Raw genomic sequence first — 16,192 nt, forward strand, 5'->3', positions numbered from 1 at the left:
GCTTGGGAACGGTTGAAGGGGGACAAGATGAAGATCTGGATGAAGGTGAAGTTAGCCGACACCATCAAATCCTATTCTAAGCATCCGGATTATGATTACAAATGCAGCATAGATGTTTTGGCGTGGGATTCCATGATCGAGGAAGGCCGCAGCGAGCATGAGAATCCAGGCAGACCCGATGAGCGCGGGGAAGTTGTATCGGTCATTATAGGCATTGTCAAGGGGGAACATGCGGAGATCAGGGTGCAGTATGAGCAGGAGGATTATGAGGCGCATAAAACCAATTTACTTATACAAAGAGCGGTGAAGGAAGGCATGAAGCTGATCAAAGAAAAGCTGGATGCTTATTTAGGATATGAGCCGTTAAATCGATGAAATATGGCGGGGCCGCGGCGGCAAAAAAAAATGCGCATAAAGATTTTCGGTTTGGACATCATACTATTAACGGTGACAAGAGAGGTGTGGTTCCGTTGGGCGATCTAACGAGCAATACCGTGGAAGTTGTTGTTGAATCGAGATAGAAGCGGAGGTGTGTGCCAAAGACACGTTACTGTAGTACACGTACTGCAAGATGTGAATGAGGTGTAAAACCCGAGCTAATGGAAAGATTCAAGGCAAATACCAAACACTCACCGTTGAAAAGGACTCCGAAAGGGGTCCTTTTTCTATTTTGTGCTGCCTTAAGGTCTCCTTCTTTTTCCTGCTTATTCAATGAATTTTCCATGATAAAATGGATTCGGGTGATGCATATGCTGATTAGTCCTATGCTCCTTGAGTCTCAAGACAATCCTTTCTCAGACCCGGCTTTTATATTCGAACCGAAAATGGATGGGCACCGGCTAATCTTGATCAAGAAGGGTGATGAAACACGGCTGTTTACAAGAGAGCAGACGGAATGTACACGCCAGTATCCCGAACTTCATGATGTTCCTGTGGAAGGTGACGTTATTCTTGACGGCGAGGTCTGCTGTATTGATCCGGATACGGGAGCTTCGGATTTCGAGCTTGTCATGGAACGTTTGCAGTTAACAAAGCGGGAGAAAATCCACTTTTTTGCCAAGCAGCGTCCGGTGCATTATGTGGTCTGGGATATCCTTCAACATAAAGGCCGCGACTTGCGCAATCTTTCATTAATGAAAAGAAGGTCTATCCTTGAATCCGTTATGGTGACAAATGAGCGTTTTCACATCATACTTCAAGTAAATGAAAGAGGCGAGGAGCTTTACAATCTGTTGGTTGAACAATCCATGCAGGGGATGGTTGCCAAGAAAAAAGACAGTCCGTACGTTTCCAGGCGCTCTCATGACTGGCTAAAGATCATGAATTACAAGTACGAGGATGTGTGGATTACAGGGTATCGAAAAGAGGGCATTGGCTGGTTGGCAGAGGTGGAAGATCATGGGCGGAAGCGGCCGGTCGGGATGATTGAATCCGATATATCCCCGCTGCAGAAGAAGGAGTTTTATGATGTCACTCAACAGCTGATTACAGGTGAGGACAATCAATTTGTATATATTCAACCTTTGATCAAGGCCAAAGTAAAATTTTACCATTGGACTCGCCACGGTTTTTTAAGGAAGCCTTCCTTGGTTGAATTAAAATTTTAATGTTCTTTTCATCTGTTTTAAAGATTACTTTCATGATCACCGGCCATAATGAATAACGTACCCCATCTTTTTATATACATTTTTTGAATCCCCGCTTCGCAGCCATCGACGATGCGGGGAATTTTTTGTATGAAGGGAAAATTCATTCACACGCTATACCGTCGCCATCCCTGTCCAAACCGCTGCGGTAGCCGGGGTCTCCGCGGTGAAGAGGAGCTTTGCCCGCAGCCTGGACTTCAGCGCATTTGCCGTAGTAGACCTCCTCATTCCGGGATGGCTGGGGCTCGGACGAGATCTGTGCCTTGTTGTCATCGTACCCATGATCCGAGGCATAGTCTTCGATGCTCCAGATCCCGAGCCTGGCCTTCTGGGCTTTCTTCTGGATTTCCCTGAAGCGGTCCACATATTTGACATCCGGAGGAAAAACCGAGACTCTGGCTAATCCTTTTTCAAGGAGCACCTCATTGAACATTTGATCGTCTACATATACGTAGGCCAGAATGCGTCCGTACCGGTCCCGCTGGGAAACATCGCGTTCCAGCTTGACCTCCTTGCCTTCCAGCGTTTTTTTGGCGAGTGCGGAGGCTTCGGGCCCGAACGGCTGCACGGGCTTGTTCGGATGGACGGTTTCGGGCGTATCTACCAGAATCATTCGGACCGTTTCTTCTTTACCCTCCAATTCAACTTTGATCGTATCGCCGTCGACGACCCCGGTCACTTTGGCGGTGGAGAATATCTTGTTCTCTGCTGGCGAGGCGGGAGTTGAGGCGGCTTGTAAATTGCCGCACCCTGAAATTATAATCGCAGCTGCTAATACCATGGCTGAAATTCCGGACCATTTTTTCAATTCAAGCTCCTCCTTAAAAACAAAAAACGAAATAGGCAAAGCCCCTCAGGTACTACCTCAAGGGGCTTTACCGCGTTTACGGTCATGTTAAAATTACCACGAATAACCATACAGGTCAATAAACTGATCAAAGACAGTCACCTATCAGTTCCTTTTACAATATTCTAAGGTTATAAACAGTGAAGAGGTGAACCTGATGGCTGTTGTTAAAGCTAGGGATCAAGATATTGCGCTCCTTGCAAGATTACTTCGTGCCGAAGCGGAAGGGGAGGGCGAGCAGGGCATGCTGCTGGTCGGCAACGTAGGGATTAACCGCATCCGCGCGAATTGTTCCGATTTTATCGGGATCCGCACCATTCCGCAAATGATATATCAACCTCACGCTTTTGAAGCCGTACTTCACGGGTATTTTTATCAAAATGCCAGGGAGCGGGAAAAACGTTTGGCCCGAAGATCGGTGAACGGGGAACGGCATTGGCCGGCAAAGTTCAGCTTGTGGTATTTCAGACCGCCCGGAGACTGTCCTCCGACATGGTATAATCAGCCTTTTGCAGGACGCTACAAGAATCATTGCTTCTATGAACCGACAGCAGAAGAATGTGAAAATGTATACAATACGTATTAAATCGATCGATAAGCTTATGTGGATTTGGAGCCGGCGTGCTTCTTTTATGGGGGACAAAGCTCTCCAGCAACTTATTGCTGGAGAGCAATAATCAAATTGGCAGAGTTATCTTTTGCGTCTCTTTGCGTTGGCGATGGCTGCCCCTGCTCCATAAGGTCCGCAAGGAACGTGAGATGATATTGGTCCCACATTTCTTTCAATATAAGTGTGAACATGTTTAAAGACGGGGACACAGTGATGACGATTGATCACTTCAATAGGATGAATGACCTGAACAAGCTGCGGATGGTAAAAATCTCTAAAGATTTGAGTGGGTCTTTGGACAATGGGATCTGCTGGCGGGCAGCATTTACCTGGATGAGTCAATTGATATCCCTCCTTATCTGTTTGCAAACAGTATACGTAACATAGGGGGATATCGATTGTTCGTTCGCCTTGATTTTATGTTTTTTTTTGGGAAACAAGTATAGGTGCTGGTCTATTTTCCCCAAGTTTCATGATAAATGAGGTCCTTGAGGGATTTTCGTTTTTCCCAGTTTGCGGATTCCAAAATAGGCATGGACGGATATTGATCGGTATATCCAATCGAAATCAATGCGATCGGATCGATATGAGGCGGAATGTTCAGGATGTCGCGGACATCATTCTTTTTATAAAAGCTGACCCACCCCATGGCCAAACCTTCGGCACAAGCGGCCAGCCACATATTTTGAATAGCACAGGCTGTAGACATGATATCGGTTTCGGGAATCGAATTGCGTCCCAATACGTGTGATCCGCCGCGTGTGGGATCGCACGTAATGCAGATCGTGACAGGAGCCTCCTTGATTCCTTCGATTTTGAGACTCAGAAAGTGGTCCTGCCGATTCTCCTCGTAATGGATGGCTAATGCGCGTCTTTCTTTATCCGCCGCCCAAGCCAACCGCTCTTTAACCTCTTTGGAGGTTACCACAATAAAATTCCAAGGCTGCATGAATCCTACCGAAGGACCATGATGCGCTGCATCCAGTAGCCTCATGATGATTTCATCGGGTACCGGATCGGAAAGAAATGTGCGAATATCCCTTCGGGTATAGATAATCTTGTATAAAGCTTCTTTTTCGAATTCAGTAAACATCTCGCTCACCCCGTTCTGGAGGAATCGTTTTTTTCTCGCTGTTTTATCATATTAGCAAGAAAACGTCTTCATTGTAAATCGGCAGATGGGTCGTGTTCTTTTGCCGGAATACCATGTGTTTCCGACAAGGCTTATGCTATAATGACAACAGAAGACAAGCTTTTAGAAAGAGGGATTTCATGAGAAATGTACCTGGGATGATGCAGCTGCCTTTCGGGGTTCCGCAAGAGCAGGGAGCGGGCATTGGAACATTGGATTGGGGCGAGCAAGAGTGGGGAACTCACCGTTATCATGTGCGGAGATTAATCCGTGAGTCCGTTCAGCTGCTTGCGAAGCCGGAGAAGGCGGCAGTGCTTGGAGCGGGTAATCACGGCGATGTGGATCTCCCGGGTCTGGCCGTTCATTTTCAGCAGGTGACTGTGCTGGATACGGAAGACAATATGCTGGAAGAATGGCTCAAAGAGACGGGAGGGCTTGCGCTAAGCCGTCTGAAATCGCTCACCAGAGTCGATTATACTTGCTTGGATCACATCTCGTTTTACGAAAAATTTGAGGAAATGCTCATGAATGGGGCTTCCGGTACGGAAATTGCGGACTACCTTCGGGATTGTGTATTCGAGGTACGGCGTTACGAGGCACTGCCTCATTTAAATAACACCTTCTCACTTGTCGTATCCTCCGGCGTTCATACCCAGTTGTTTTATATAGACGCGCTAACACAGCTTTACAGCCATTTGGAACGCTACGCGGAGCAGGACATTCGTCAAATCATTGAGGCGCTCGGTTACTTGCGCAACAGCTTGATATCCGATTATAACCGGCTGCTTCTCTCCCTGGTGAAACCGGATGGAAGAGTGGCGGTGTGGACAGATATGATTTTGCTGGATGAGGACAAGAAGTGGATTGCCGAGGAGTTAAGCCAGCCTCGGGGGGATCGGGAGCGGGCAAGGTTCCTGTTCGAGGCGTTTGGAAAATACGGGATGGAAACAGCCGTTATCGGATTGAAGGACCTTTATGACCGGATGCGTCCCGAGCAGCTGCTGTTTCGAAGCTGGGTATGGCATACGGAAACCGGAAAAACGTATATCGTTGCCGGAATGTCAGGCCATCCCCGTTCATAAGCGCTTAAATTCGAGAAGCTCCTCTTCCGTACAAAAGCTGCATCCGGGGAGAACCGTTTTGTTTCGCAGCTTGACGGCCATTTGGTTCAGTACGCCGGTCAGGGCAGCGATATCCGCTTCATTCCATGAGAATTGAATGCTGTATTCATCATGCTCTTCTTCCGATCTCATGCTGCGAACGATGGTGCCGACCGGTTTGAATTCTTTGTGCATGACGGTAAATTTCAGCTCGACGAGAAGGTTGTCGTCATCCGGCAGCGGAGTTGCGGTGCGGAAGCGGGCCCCGCCTGCGCTCAGGTCCAGCAGCGCGGCTTTGACGATTCTGTATTCAGGCATGAGGTCCTTGTAATCTATCATTTTTAATTCGGCGCACAGCGGATGCTGAAACGGTAAACGAAAAAAATGCCGCCTGTTCGCGTTGCTCATTTAACTACGCCCTTTACATAAATATATGCATACCTTATTCTCCCTTACTATACCGTAAGGGGTTTGTCCGAGGCAACAAGCACCGGCAGCCAAAAAACCGCTTTTCAATAAAGCCGCAATATTTTATAAAGGGAATATGGAGCGCCAATATCGAATACATAAGGACATTGGCGCTAAACTAAATCGATTAAGGGGTTCAGACACACTATGAAAAAGCTGTATAGCCAAATGACGCCCGAGGAACTCCAAACGGAGATGAAACTGCTTCAAGAAGAGATGCAGCGGGCTGAATTTCCGAGCCAGCGTTCGGTGTTGGAGCGCAAGTATTATGCGGCCAAGGCATATACGCTGAATCCGGCCGATTTCCCGCCCGGATTATATAAAGTAGACGGCGAACAACTGCCGTTCGAGGTACATTATGTGAATGGGATTATGGCCTGGGGAACATTGGGGCAAGAACCCGACGCCAGCTTCCCGATTTCCATGCTGACCCGTTTTTCCTGAAATGCCGTTTACTTCTGGAACGATGAGGAAAAATCACCCTCACGGGTATGGAAACCAGCTGACGGCTGGATGTTCGGTTGGTTCGGCTGCACCATAGTGACTGGAAGCGCCGGTTGGATGGAGGCGGGGTTCAAGCTCATACGAAAATTTTTGTCCGGTTTGGCTGAATCTGCCGTTCAGCAGCTTCCGCGGCTGTAGCCGTTGGAAGGGTGATGGTGAATTTGGTTCCCATATTCGGTACGCTTTCCACTTCGATCGTTCCCTCGTGATCCTGTACGATCTTGTGGCAGATCGACAGCCCAAGTCCGGTTCCGGACTCTTTGGTTGTGTAAAAGGGGATGAAAATCTGATCAAGCTCCGACTCGGGGATGCCTTTGCCCGTATCGGTTACCTCAATGACGGCGTTATTGTTCTGCAGATAAAGATGAATATATACCGTACCTTGCTCAGGCATAGCCTCGAGGGCGTTTTTGACCAAGTTCAGCAGCAGCTGCAGCATCTTGTCCTGATCCATAAACATGCAAACTCCGTGGCCTTCATCCTTAAAGCCGATTTGATGGCCCAAACGGGTGATTTCCGAATCAAGCAATGAAATGACGCGGCTAATGCAGCTTTCAATCGTTTGGATTTTATAATGGGTGACATGCGGCTTGGAGAATTGCAAAAATTCGGCGGTCAGCATGCTCATCCGGTTAATTTCATCCATAATCAGGTCGTACCAAGGCTCGATATTGTAATTCCCCGCTCTGGACAGCTGCAAAAATCCTTTGACCGTCGTCAGCGGATTGCGTATTTCGTGCGCCATGCCAGAAGCCAGCTCGCCAACTACGCGAAGCTTCTCGGAACGCAGCATGTGCTCCTCCCGCTTCAGCCAGCTTTCCCGCTTCATCATATACAAATTATGTTCGGCTACAAGAATCAGATCGTCTTTGTTCAGTCCGTCTTCAGGATAACTGGCGATACCGAAATTGATTTCGATGCCCGTGAGCTTGGGAAATTCGGAAGCGAGCAGTTGGGTGATCGTATGTATCGTTTTCTTCGGGTCGCTTGCCGTAACCACGATGGCGAATTCATCGCCGCCGTAACGGGCAATCAGGGAAGCGTCAGGGAACATAATACGGAGCAGTTCGGCCGCTTGCTTCAATATTTTGTTGACGCCCTGAAAGCCGTTCGTCGTATTCAGTGACTTTAAATTTTTGCAATCAATCAGAACCAGAATGCTGCTTTCTTTCTGTTCCACAAAAATTCCCATCTGCCGGTGAAATTCCTGAAAGTTGTATAGACCCGTTAGTAAATCGTGGGTGCTCAGGTGCTTTTTTTCATTTGTCAACAACTGCTTCTGCTGCTCGATGGCATACATATATTTCCGGAACAGATAAGCCATGAGTATGCAGCTTGCCGCGGTGAAGACGATGTCGGTTACTGTATATATCGTTACCGTGCTGTAGGTCAGTACGGCAAGGGAATAGGCTGTCATCATCCCTAAATTATAGGATAGCGCCAATGTAAGAGAAGGCGTCTTGTAAAAAATGATGCCCATATGCAGCAAATACAGCGGCAAGATCCAATGGGTTGCGCTGAAGATATGGAGCACAATCAGCAGTACCAGTTGAACGGCATGAGGTACGGGAATGATTTTGCGGGCCGCATGGGACAGCATATAAATGAAAGTTATGCCAATGAGTAAAAGAGGGCTTTCAGTTTGCTGGAAATATAGGGAGGAAGCGCAGATAAAACCAGCATAAATGACGAAGACTGTGCTACCGTTCATAATGAAACTCCAACTCCCGACTAAATCAATTGATAATATATGGATTCTGTATTTGTAAAGTAATTCCTGCCGGGTCACTATCTTTTTTTAAGCGCTTCATTTTACTTGGTTCGTCATCGTTTGATTTTTTGGGGAGATAAATCAAAAATAAGCCGGACGGAAAACCGTGCCGGCTTATTACGGGTTAGCATCAGAACCCGGGAAGGTTATCGAGATTATTGGACGGATCGCCGTCCGCATTGGAGCGCAGATGTTCATCCCCGTCCCGTCCGCGGAACACGTTGACATTCTCCAGCTGGCCGTCTTTGGCAAGCTGTTGAGCCTCCAGGTAATCCACCACTTCGCCGTTAGACAGCTTCAGGTCTACAATATCGCCGTCGCCGTTCTTGCGTACGGCAACGACGTGCCGCTTGTTTTGACTCATCGTTGATCGCCTCCTTGTTCATAGCATGCTCAGGAAGGAGGCAAATGATGCCTGCCGTTATCCGAGCACCTCGGCAATCCGGCTGTAGGCCCAATCCAGATCGGATTTGGCGATGGTGAGCGGGGGAGCCAGGCGAATGACGTTTTCATGCGTCTCCTTGCATAATAAACCTTTGTTTTTCAACTGCTCGCAATAAGCTCTGGCCGGTACGGCCAGCTCCACACCGATGAACAAACCGCGCCCGCGGATGTCGCGGATCAGCGGATTGGTCAGCTGGCGGAGAAGGCCGAGAAAGTAGTCTCCGAGCTCCAGGGAGCGTTCGGCCAGCTTCTCGTCCTGCACGACCTGTATGGCGGCTGTCGCCACGGCGCAGGCGAGCGGGTTGCCTCCGAAGGTCGAGCCGTGCGACCCCGGCTCGAACACCTCCAGCACCTCGCGGTCTGCCGCTACGGCGGAGATGGGCAGGACGCCTCCTCCCAGCGCCTTGCCGAGGATGTAGGCATCCGGCTCCACGGATTCCGCATCGCAGGCGAAGCGGTACCCCGTTCGTCCAAAGCCGGTCTGAATTTCGTCGGCGATAAGCAGTACGCGCCGCTGCTTGCAAATGGCTGCGGCCTGCTGCAGGTAGCCGGCAGGAGGGAGCACGATGCCGCCCTCCCCCTGAATCGGCTCGACAAGGAAGGCGGCCGTTCGCGGGGTGATGGCGCGTTCCAAGGCCCCCGCATCGCCGTAGGGGATGACGACAAACCCGGGGGTGAAGGGCCCGAAGCAGCGTTTGTACTCCGGATTCGAGGAGAAAGAGGTAACGGTTACCGTTCTGCCGTGAAAGTTGCCTTCGCAAACGATGATTTCCGCCTGGTCCTCGGGGACGTTTTTACGAAAGTAAGCCCAGCGGCGGGCTGCCTTGATCGCCGTTTCCACCGCCTCGGCCCCGGTGTTCATCGGCAGGATCATCGGCTTGCCGGTATAATCGGACAAGCGCTCATAGAACCCGCCCTGCCGCTCGTTGTGAAACGCGCGCGAGGTCAGGGTAACGGAGTCCGCCTGATCCTTCAGCGCGCGGATGATACGGGGATGGCGGTGCCCCTGATTGAGCGCCGAGTAGCCGCTCAGCATATCGAGGTATTTCCTGCCCTCCGGGTCATAAACCCATACCCCCTCCGCTTTGGAAATGACCACGGGAAGCGGCTGATAATTCCGCGCCCCGAACCGGTTCGTGCGGCGAATGATATCTTCCGATGTCGGTTTCATGGTGTTCCCTCCTATAAAATACGCTGCCCCAGCAGAGAAGAAATCAGCTCTGCGGCCAGCCTTGCCGTTTGGTTATCGCGTTCCAGCGCCGGATTGACCTCTACCATCTCCGCCGATAGCACGCTTCCGGCTTCGTACAGCAGCTCCAGCGCCAAATGCGCTTCGCGGTAGCTGATTCCGCCTTTGACCGGTGTTCCCGTTCCCGGAGCCTCCAGCGGATCGAGGCTGTCGATATCGAAGCTGACGTGCAGGCCGTCCGTACCCGCGGTTGCTATACGCACCGCTTCCTCCGTGACCCTGGCGATTCCCATCAGGTCGATCTCATGCATGGTGAAGCAGGTAACGCCTTCAGCGCGAATCAGCTCCTTTTCTCCGGGATCCAGCTGCCTGGCCCCGATAATGACCGTATGCTGCGGCCGGATTTTGGGAAGAAAGCCGCCGATCCGCGTCAGCCGATGATGTCCTATGCCAAGCGATGCCGCAAGGGACATGCCGTGAATGTTGCCGGAAGGACTGGTGTCCGGCGTATTCAAATCCGCATGTGCGTCAAACCAGATGACGCCGATGCTTCTATAATGCTGCGCAAGTCCAGCCAGCGTGCCGATGGCGATGCTGTGGTCCCCGCCCAGCACCAGCGGGAAGCGTCCGCGTTCCAGCACGTCCTTTATTTGTACAGCGAGCGCTTCATTCACCTTTACCGCTTCATTCAGGTGCCTGGGCTCCGCCTGCGGCACGAAGACGCCGCTCTCCTTGGCGGTTGACGGGGCAGGGACCGGATCCGGAAGCTCGCAGGAATAGCCCAGCTGCCGCAGCTTCCGTTCCAGGCCGGCCTGAAGGATCGCATCCGGACCTCTCCTTACGCCTTTGCGCCCGGCACCCAAGTCGAACGGCACCCGCAGGATGGATAATTCCGGTTTGCCTCTCATAAATGGATACCTCCTATCCGTTCTGGCGTGGTGCTGACGGGCGGTCCCGCCAATTTTTCAATACAAACCACAGATTGGCCGGGCGTTCCGCCATGCGCCGGACGAAATACGGGTACCACATCCGTCCGTAAGGTACGTAACAGCGCACCTTGTAGCCCTCCCGGGCAAGCTGCTCCTGCAGCGGCACACGCACGCCGTACAGCATCTGGAATTCATACCTGCTTGCCGGTATCCCGTTTCTCCTCGCGTAGGTTTTCGTCCAGGCGATGATTTGTTCGTCGTGGGTCGCAACGGCAGTGTAGACGCCGGCATCCAAACGGACCCGAATCAGCCGCTTCATGTTGGCATTTACGTCGTCCATGCTCCGGTAAGTGAGATGCCCCAGTTCACGATAGGCGCCCTTGACCAGCCGCAGATTGACCTTCGCCTTGGTTAACTGCCTGACGTCCAGCCTGCTCCGGTATAAGTAGGCTTGTATAACGGTGCCGACGCGGGTTAAGCCTTCGGCATGAAGGCGGTGCACCATGGCTATAGTATCGTCGGTATATGGTGAATTTTCCATGTCGATGCGTACGAAGTTTGTGAGCTGTTGTGCTTTTTCAACGATATCCCGGATATGGGCGTAGCAGGCCGCCGGGTCTAAAGCCAATCCCATCTGGGTCGGCTTCAAAGAGACGTTTGAATCCAATGCGTCGTGGTGAATCCTCTCAAGCAGCGTGATATACTCTCTTTTAAACCGGTCCGCCTCCGCTAAATCGCGAATGCTCTCGCCAAGCAGGTCCAAGGTGGCGGAGATTCCCTTGGCATTCAAACGCCGAATTTGCAGCAGCGCCTCATCGGCTGTTTCTCCTGCGACGAACCGGCTTGCCCCGAGCTTCATCCCGTACCGGTGAGCCATCTTCCCGACGACCCGGTTTCCGGCGAGCGCAAGCAGAGCAGAACGGAACAGTCTGGTACCGATATCCAAACATGAACACCCTCTTTCCGATTTGCTTCTTGTACGCGGCGCGGCGGCATATATTATGTAGCAGAAGGGCAGCAGCGTTGGGCGTTGGATCTGTGAAGCTGGCGCCGCCGGCTCCGTGCTAATCCATTTTATTCGGCAAGCTCCCGAAATGAGACTTGAAATGAAGATGAGCTTTTCCGTAACATGGTAATTCTGAAGAGGAGGGATGATCATGGTAGAGCCTTTTTGCAACGAACCGTTCACGGATTTTAGCCAATCCGGGAACAGAGAGGCATTCGCAGCAGCGCTGAAGAAGGTACAAGCGCAGCTCGGCCAAGAATACGGGCTGCTGATCGGCGGTGAGAAGCTGATGACGGCCCGGAAGGCCGTTTCCGTCAATCCTGCCGATCCGACGCAGGTGATCGGAACGGTGAGCCAGGCGGACACCGCGTTGGCAGATCGGGCGATCCGTGCGGCAGCGCGCGCGTTTACGTTCTGGAAATCGGTGCCTCCGGCGGGGCGGGCGCGTCTTTTATACAAAATCGCCGCGATCCTGCGCCGCCGTAAAGCCGAGTTTTCCGCCTGGATGGTGGTGGAAGCGGGGAAAAGCTGGGCGGAGGCGGATGCCGATACCGCAGAAGCGATCGATTTTCTGGAGTTTTACGGCAGGGAAACGGAACGTTTGGCGCAGCGGCAGCCGCTTACGCGAATACCGGGCGAGGACAACGAGCTTACCTATATTCCGCTGGGTGTCGGCGTAATCATACCTCCATGGAATTTTCCGTTAGCCATTATGGCGGGATTGACATCGGCAGCCGTGGCTGCCGGCAATACGGTGGTGCTGAAACCGGCCAGCGCGACACCGGTTGTGGCTGCCAAGTTTATGGAGCTGCTTCAATTGGCCGGCCTGCCGGATGGAGTGGTCAACTTCCTGCCGGGTTCCGGACAGGAGGTGGGCGATTACTTGGTGGAGCATCCGCTGACCCGCTTTATCAGCTTTACGGGATCCCGCGAGGTAGGGCTGCGGATCAACGAGCTGGCGGCCAAAACCGCACCCGGCCAGCGCTGGATCAAGCGCGTAGTCGCCGAAATGGGCGGCAAGGATGCGATTATCGTCGACAGCGACAGTGACCTGGAGCTGGCGGCGGAGGCCATTACAGCGTCCGCCTTCGGGTTTGCCGGGCAAAAGTGCTCTGCCTGCTCCCGCGCCATCGTACATGAGAGCGTATATGACGATGTGCTTCGCAGGGTGGCAGAACGCGTAAGCCGTCTGCGTGTGGGTGATCCGTCCGATCCTGAGATTGACGTGGGGCCGGTGATCGACGCCAAGGCTCACCTTAAAATTCTCGAATATCTGGAAATTGGAAGCACGGAAGGCAGGGTAGTTTGCGGAGGCGGAGCGGGAGATGCCAAGGGATATTATATCGAGCCGACAGTAATTGCCGATGTCGACGTCAAGGCGCGGATCGCGCAAGAGGAAATTTTCGGACCGGTGGTTGCGTTTATCAAAGCGGCCTCGTTTGACCAGGCGCTCGAACTGGCCAATGATTCGGAGTACGGGCTGACCGGAGCCGTTATTTCAAGAAATAGGGCTCATTTGGAGAAGGCCCGTACTGAGTTTCATGTCGGCAATCTGTATTTCAACCGCAAATGCACGGGAGCGCTGGTGGGAGTTCATCCGTTCGGCGGCTTCAACATGTCGGGAACGGATTCGAAAGCGGGGGGACGCGATTATCTGCTTCAGTTTACCCAAGCCAAGGTCGTCTCCGAACGCTTCTGACGGGAGGGGATCTGCGACAAAACCTGACCCCGGGGGTCAGGTTTTGGAATGCACCCGTTAAGTAAGCTGCGTCCATGGCGCGGTGCAAAGAATATGCTTACGACGGTAATGGATACGTTTTGAACTGTTCTATGAAGGTCATGCGGCCCGTTTTGCCGATAAATTCAGACATGTTGTCTCCGTAGTGCATAAGCAGCACTTTTTCCTGCACTTCCTCGGGCAGAGTAAGCAGCTCGTCAAGGCAAGCGTGTACGGTACCGGGACAGAACAATTGACAGTCATGCAGAATGACTTCGCAGCCTTGTTCATGCAATCCGGTCAGCAGCGTCTTGCTAAACCTCATGTCTGCGCTGTAAAACACCTTGCCGTTGAGCAGAAAGGAGTAGCTCGCTTTACCGGGGATATGATCGGTAGGCAGCAGCTCCACGGTCAGTTTCGGATGGATGGAAGTCGGCGTTCGTTCCGCCAAAGCAGCGACTTCGAAATAATCGTTCAAGCCGACAAGGCCCTCCGCCTTGTTCTCAAGTCCTCCCCGAAGCGTATGCTCCCACAAGACGGCTTCCAGCGGAGCCGGGACGAGCAGCTTGATTTTACGTTTGAATACATACCTGTACTGAAAAGCAAGTTCTTCGAGCCCGCCTACATGATCCGCATGAATATGTGAGATGAGCACCGCATCGATCCGGTCGAGCGGAATGCCGAGCTCGTACAATGCTCTGGGAGCGGTAATTCCGCAGTCGATTAATAACGTGAAGCCGTCGGCATGAATCAATGCGTTGTTGTTGTAAAAGTTTTTGGCAAATGCGCTTCCCGTACCGATCATTTGAATTTGCAGGCTCATTCGCGATCCTCCACTCGCCTATGGCATACCAGCCGAATATTATTTAATCTACCATGTTTTTTATGAAGGATTCAAGAACATTTTGACAGGTTTTGGATCAGGAAAGAATGGGGGGATAAGGATTGAAAAACGAACATATGTTCTATATAATGAGGTAAAGATCATGAAATTTCGGGTGGGCGAATATGCGGAATAGTGCGATAGAGCTGTGGATTCATCAATATATAGTGACTTTGCATCTGCTTAAAGCGCTGGAGCTGGACCGCAAATACGCCGGAGCGATGAAGCTGTCCCGGATTTGGAACGGATTGTTCGAACGGCTGTCCATTCGGGTGGAGAGGGAGCACGTCGGCATAAAACAGCGGCTGCGCAAGAGCGGATGCCGCATCGTGCTTGAAGAAATCACGCCGGAGCGGAATTATCACGTCATGTACGTGTATCAGGGCTACGAATTTCACTGCTCGATCATGCCGGCCGTGCTCAGGGGCAAGTGTGAAGAGAAGCTGCAGGAACTGCTGGAAGCAAAGGAGTAAGCCCCGCGGACAGCACGGGGAAGACCGGGGAATTTCCCGGGCAAGCGCACGAAACGTCACAGCTCGTCAAAAAGACGGGACATCATTCGACATTCATGTTCGCGCCCTTATTGGCATATTTTGTATAATTAATCAGTGAATACCTTTATAAATAACTAGATATAGATTTTTTTTCAAAAAAAGTTTGGGCTTTTCCCACAAACACCGCAACTCTTGCGAACCATCGGAGTATAAGATAACATACCAAGAACACGATGGAGGTTGCTTGAAATGAAGGTGCCGCGATTGCTGACGTTGATGCTGTCGCTTTCCCTCTTCGGGACGACAGGGGTCTACGCCAGTTCCATGTGGGGCGAGTTTGAAGGTTATGTGAAAGCCAAAGTGCTGATTAACAATGCGGAAAGACCGTTCAAGGACGGCGAGACACCCGCTTTTTTGATTAAAGGAAGCACCGTGCTTCCCGTTCGTGCCCTGTCCGAATCTCTGCAAGCTCTGGTCAAATGGGATGACGCCTCGAAGACCGTATCCATTTACAAGCCGAATGTACACATGTTTGTAGCGAAGAAAGTCAATGACGATTATTCCATTAATCAGCCGTTTGGCGGAGTCAAAAAGGGAGACCGGCTGGACTTTGCGGTATTTGCTCAAGTGGACAGCCTGACCATACCGATCCACTCCTTTAAGATTTCCATCATATCGCCTAGCGGCGAGGAAGTGGCGGTTCATGAGAAGGTCGTCGGCGGTCAAAGGGAAAGCTTCTGGTATCCGTGGCCGTTTAACGTATCGTTTAATGAAGCCGGCAAATATGTAGTGAAATTTTCCATTAAAGATAGCGAAACGGGCAGTTATACCGTAGTCTCGGAGAAACTGATCGTTTCCGGAGAGTAGAACCGAATGAGGATGGCGCTAAACGCCGTCCTTTTTGCTTTTTTAGGGGCTGTTGCGAAGCCTGTTTTGGCGGGCCGGATTTTTGTGGGGAGCCCCGGGCTGTACACGGTAAAGAAATCCGATGATGAGGTTTTCCTTTCATTGACTTGGGACCATGGGCGTGATACGATACGAGGGAACAATATTACTTATAATGACGAAACGAGGTTTTCCCATGAGCGAACATATTCATGACGCTTCCTGCGACCATGATCATGAGGATGATATTTTTATAGTAACCGATGAAAATGGCGTTGAACACGAGATGGTTATGGTATACACCTTTGAAGCAAACGATCGGGCCTATGCAGTGCTTCTTGACCGGAATGATGTAGAGGCTGACGGTGTTATTTTCCGCATTGAAGAAGAAAACGATGAAGCCTTCCTGGCCAGCATTGAGGACGAGGAAGAGTGGGATCGCGTTGTTCAGATTTACAACGAGATCGTGGAAGAACAGCAAGAGCAGTCATAACATCCAAAGCAAAGAACCCTTCTTGAAGGCAAGAAGGGTTCTTTGCTTGAACACGGACATGCAAGAAAAAAGCA

General features: G+C 51.3%; 18 protein-coding genes. 9 read left to right on the forward strand and 9 right to left on the reverse strand.

Going from position 1 to position 16,192, the window contains the following annotated elements; genetic code table 11:
- The first annotated feature begins 27 nt into the window (after positions 1-27).
- Complete coding sequence (locus tag IJ22_RS05295; RefSeq protein ID WP_054820047.1) at positions 28-375, forward strand: hypothetical protein; 348 nt, start codon at positions 28-30, stop codon at positions 373-375.
- 374 nt (positions 376-749) lie between these two features.
- Positions 750-1,607, forward strand: a complete 858-nt coding sequence (locus tag IJ22_RS05300) for an ATP-dependent DNA ligase (RefSeq protein ID WP_062410867.1) — start codon at positions 750-752, stop codon at positions 1,605-1,607.
- Between the two features lie 142 nt (positions 1,608-1,749).
- Here IJ22_RS05300 and IJ22_RS05305 read toward each other — a convergent pair whose 3' ends face one another.
- Positions 1,750-2,454 carry a thermonuclease family protein gene (locus IJ22_RS05305; RefSeq protein ID WP_062407766.1) on the reverse strand — a complete coding sequence of 235 codons (705 nt, stop codon included), beginning with the start codon at positions 2,452-2,454 and terminating at the stop codon, positions 1,750-1,752.
- Between the two features lie 196 nt (positions 2,455-2,650).
- Between IJ22_RS05305 and IJ22_RS05310 the strand changes: the two genes are divergently transcribed.
- The gene (locus tag IJ22_RS05310; protein WP_054818020.1) at positions 2,651-3,079 is read left to right on the forward strand and encodes a cell wall hydrolase; all 429 of its coding nucleotides are present in this window, start codon (positions 2,651-2,653) and stop codon (positions 3,077-3,079) included.
- 478 nt (positions 3,080-3,557) lie between these two features.
- On the opposite strand, the gene bluB is transcribed toward IJ22_RS05310, so the two are convergent.
- Positions 3,558-4,196 carry a 5,6-dimethylbenzimidazole synthase gene (gene bluB / locus IJ22_RS05315; RefSeq protein ID WP_062407767.1) on the reverse strand — a complete coding sequence of 213 codons (639 nt, stop codon included), beginning with the start codon at positions 4,194-4,196 and terminating at the stop codon, positions 3,558-3,560.
- A 179-nt stretch (positions 4,197-4,375) separates the two neighbouring features.
- On the opposite strand from bluB, the gene IJ22_RS05320 reads away from it, so the two are divergent.
- On the forward strand, positions 4,376-5,317 hold the full coding sequence (locus IJ22_RS05320) for a hypothetical protein (protein WP_235594258.1): 942 nt from the start codon (positions 4,376-4,378) through the stop codon (positions 5,315-5,317).
- Here the strand turns inward: IJ22_RS05320 and IJ22_RS05325 are convergent.
- On the reverse strand, positions 5,312-5,743 hold the full coding sequence (locus tag IJ22_RS05325) for a PilZ domain-containing protein (RefSeq protein ID WP_054818021.1): 432 nt from the start codon (positions 5,741-5,743) through the stop codon (positions 5,312-5,314). The two genes, IJ22_RS05320 and IJ22_RS05325, sit on opposite strands and share 6 nt — an antisense overlap.
- Positions 5,744-5,950: 207 nt before the next feature.
- On the opposite strand from IJ22_RS05325, the gene IJ22_RS05330 reads away from it, so the two are divergent.
- The gene (locus IJ22_RS05330) at positions 5,951-6,247 is read left to right on the forward strand and encodes a YfhH family protein (protein ID WP_062407769.1); all 297 of its coding nucleotides are present in this window, start codon (positions 5,951-5,953) and stop codon (positions 6,245-6,247) included.
- Between the two features lie 136 nt (positions 6,248-6,383).
- On the opposite strand, the gene IJ22_RS05335 is transcribed toward IJ22_RS05330, so the two are convergent.
- The 5 genes from IJ22_RS05335 to IJ22_RS05355 all read right to left on the reverse strand — a co-directional run bounded on the left by IJ22_RS05335 (position 6,384) and on the right by IJ22_RS05355 (position 11,586).
- On the reverse strand, positions 6,384-8,018 hold the full coding sequence (locus tag IJ22_RS05335) for an ATP-binding protein (RefSeq protein ID WP_062407771.1): 1,635 nt from the start codon (positions 8,016-8,018) through the stop codon (positions 6,384-6,386).
- Between the two features lie 190 nt (positions 8,019-8,208).
- A complete protein-coding gene (locus IJ22_RS05340; RefSeq protein ID WP_054818024.1) occupies positions 8,209-8,442 on the reverse strand; it encodes a DUF3892 domain-containing protein in 234 nt (77 codons plus the stop codon).
- Between the two features lie 57 nt (positions 8,443-8,499).
- The gene (locus IJ22_RS05345; protein WP_062407773.1) at positions 8,500-9,693 is read right to left on the reverse strand and encodes an ornithine--oxo-acid transaminase; all 1,194 of its coding nucleotides are present in this window, start codon (positions 9,691-9,693) and stop codon (positions 8,500-8,502) included.
- A gap of 11 nt (positions 9,694-9,704) precedes the next feature.
- Entirely contained in the window at positions 9,705-10,619 is a 915-nt protein-coding gene (gene rocF / locus IJ22_RS05350; protein ID WP_062407775.1) for an arginase, read from the reverse strand.
- 13 nt (positions 10,620-10,632) lie between these two features.
- Positions 10,633-11,586: a proline dehydrogenase family protein gene (locus IJ22_RS05355; protein WP_062410868.1), complete on the reverse strand. Its 954-nt coding sequence runs from the start codon at positions 11,584-11,586 to the stop codon at positions 10,633-10,635.
- 211 nt (positions 11,587-11,797) lie between these two features.
- Here IJ22_RS05355 and pruA point away from each other — a divergent pair, with 211 nt between their 5' ends.
- Positions 11,798-13,345: an L-glutamate gamma-semialdehyde dehydrogenase gene (gene pruA, locus IJ22_RS05360; RefSeq protein ID WP_054818025.1), complete on the forward strand. Its 1,548-nt coding sequence runs from the start codon at positions 11,798-11,800 to the stop codon at positions 13,343-13,345.
- Between the two features lie 97 nt (positions 13,346-13,442).
- Here the strand turns inward: pruA and IJ22_RS05365 are convergent, their stop codons facing one another.
- Positions 13,443-14,186: an MBL fold metallo-hydrolase gene (locus IJ22_RS05365; protein WP_054818026.1), complete on the reverse strand. Its 744-nt coding sequence runs from the start codon at positions 14,184-14,186 to the stop codon at positions 13,443-13,445.
- 185 nt (positions 14,187-14,371) lie between these two features.
- Here IJ22_RS05365 and IJ22_RS05370 point away from each other — a divergent pair, with 185 nt between their 5' ends.
- The 3 genes from IJ22_RS05370 to IJ22_RS05385 all read left to right on the forward strand — a co-directional run bounded on the left by IJ22_RS05370 (position 14,372) and on the right by IJ22_RS05385 (position 16,118).
- Positions 14,372-14,719: a YhjD family protein gene (locus tag IJ22_RS05370; RefSeq protein WP_054818027.1), complete on the forward strand. Its 348-nt coding sequence runs from the start codon at positions 14,372-14,374 to the stop codon at positions 14,717-14,719.
- A gap of 270 nt (positions 14,720-14,989) precedes the next feature.
- Positions 14,990-15,607, forward strand: coding sequence for a stalk domain-containing protein (locus IJ22_RS05375; protein WP_062407777.1), 618 nt, complete (start codon positions 14,990-14,992; stop codon positions 15,605-15,607).
- Between the two features lie 214 nt (positions 15,608-15,821).
- The gene (locus IJ22_RS05385; RefSeq protein ID WP_054818028.1) at positions 15,822-16,118 is read left to right on the forward strand and encodes a DUF1292 domain-containing protein; all 297 of its coding nucleotides are present in this window, start codon (positions 15,822-15,824) and stop codon (positions 16,116-16,118) included.
- Positions 16,119-16,192 lie beyond the last annotated feature (74 nt).

This window comes from Paenibacillus naphthalenovorans, from assembly GCF_001465255.1.
GTDB lineage: Bacteria > Bacillota > Bacilli > Paenibacillales > NBRC-103111 > Paenibacillus_G > Paenibacillus_G naphthalenovorans.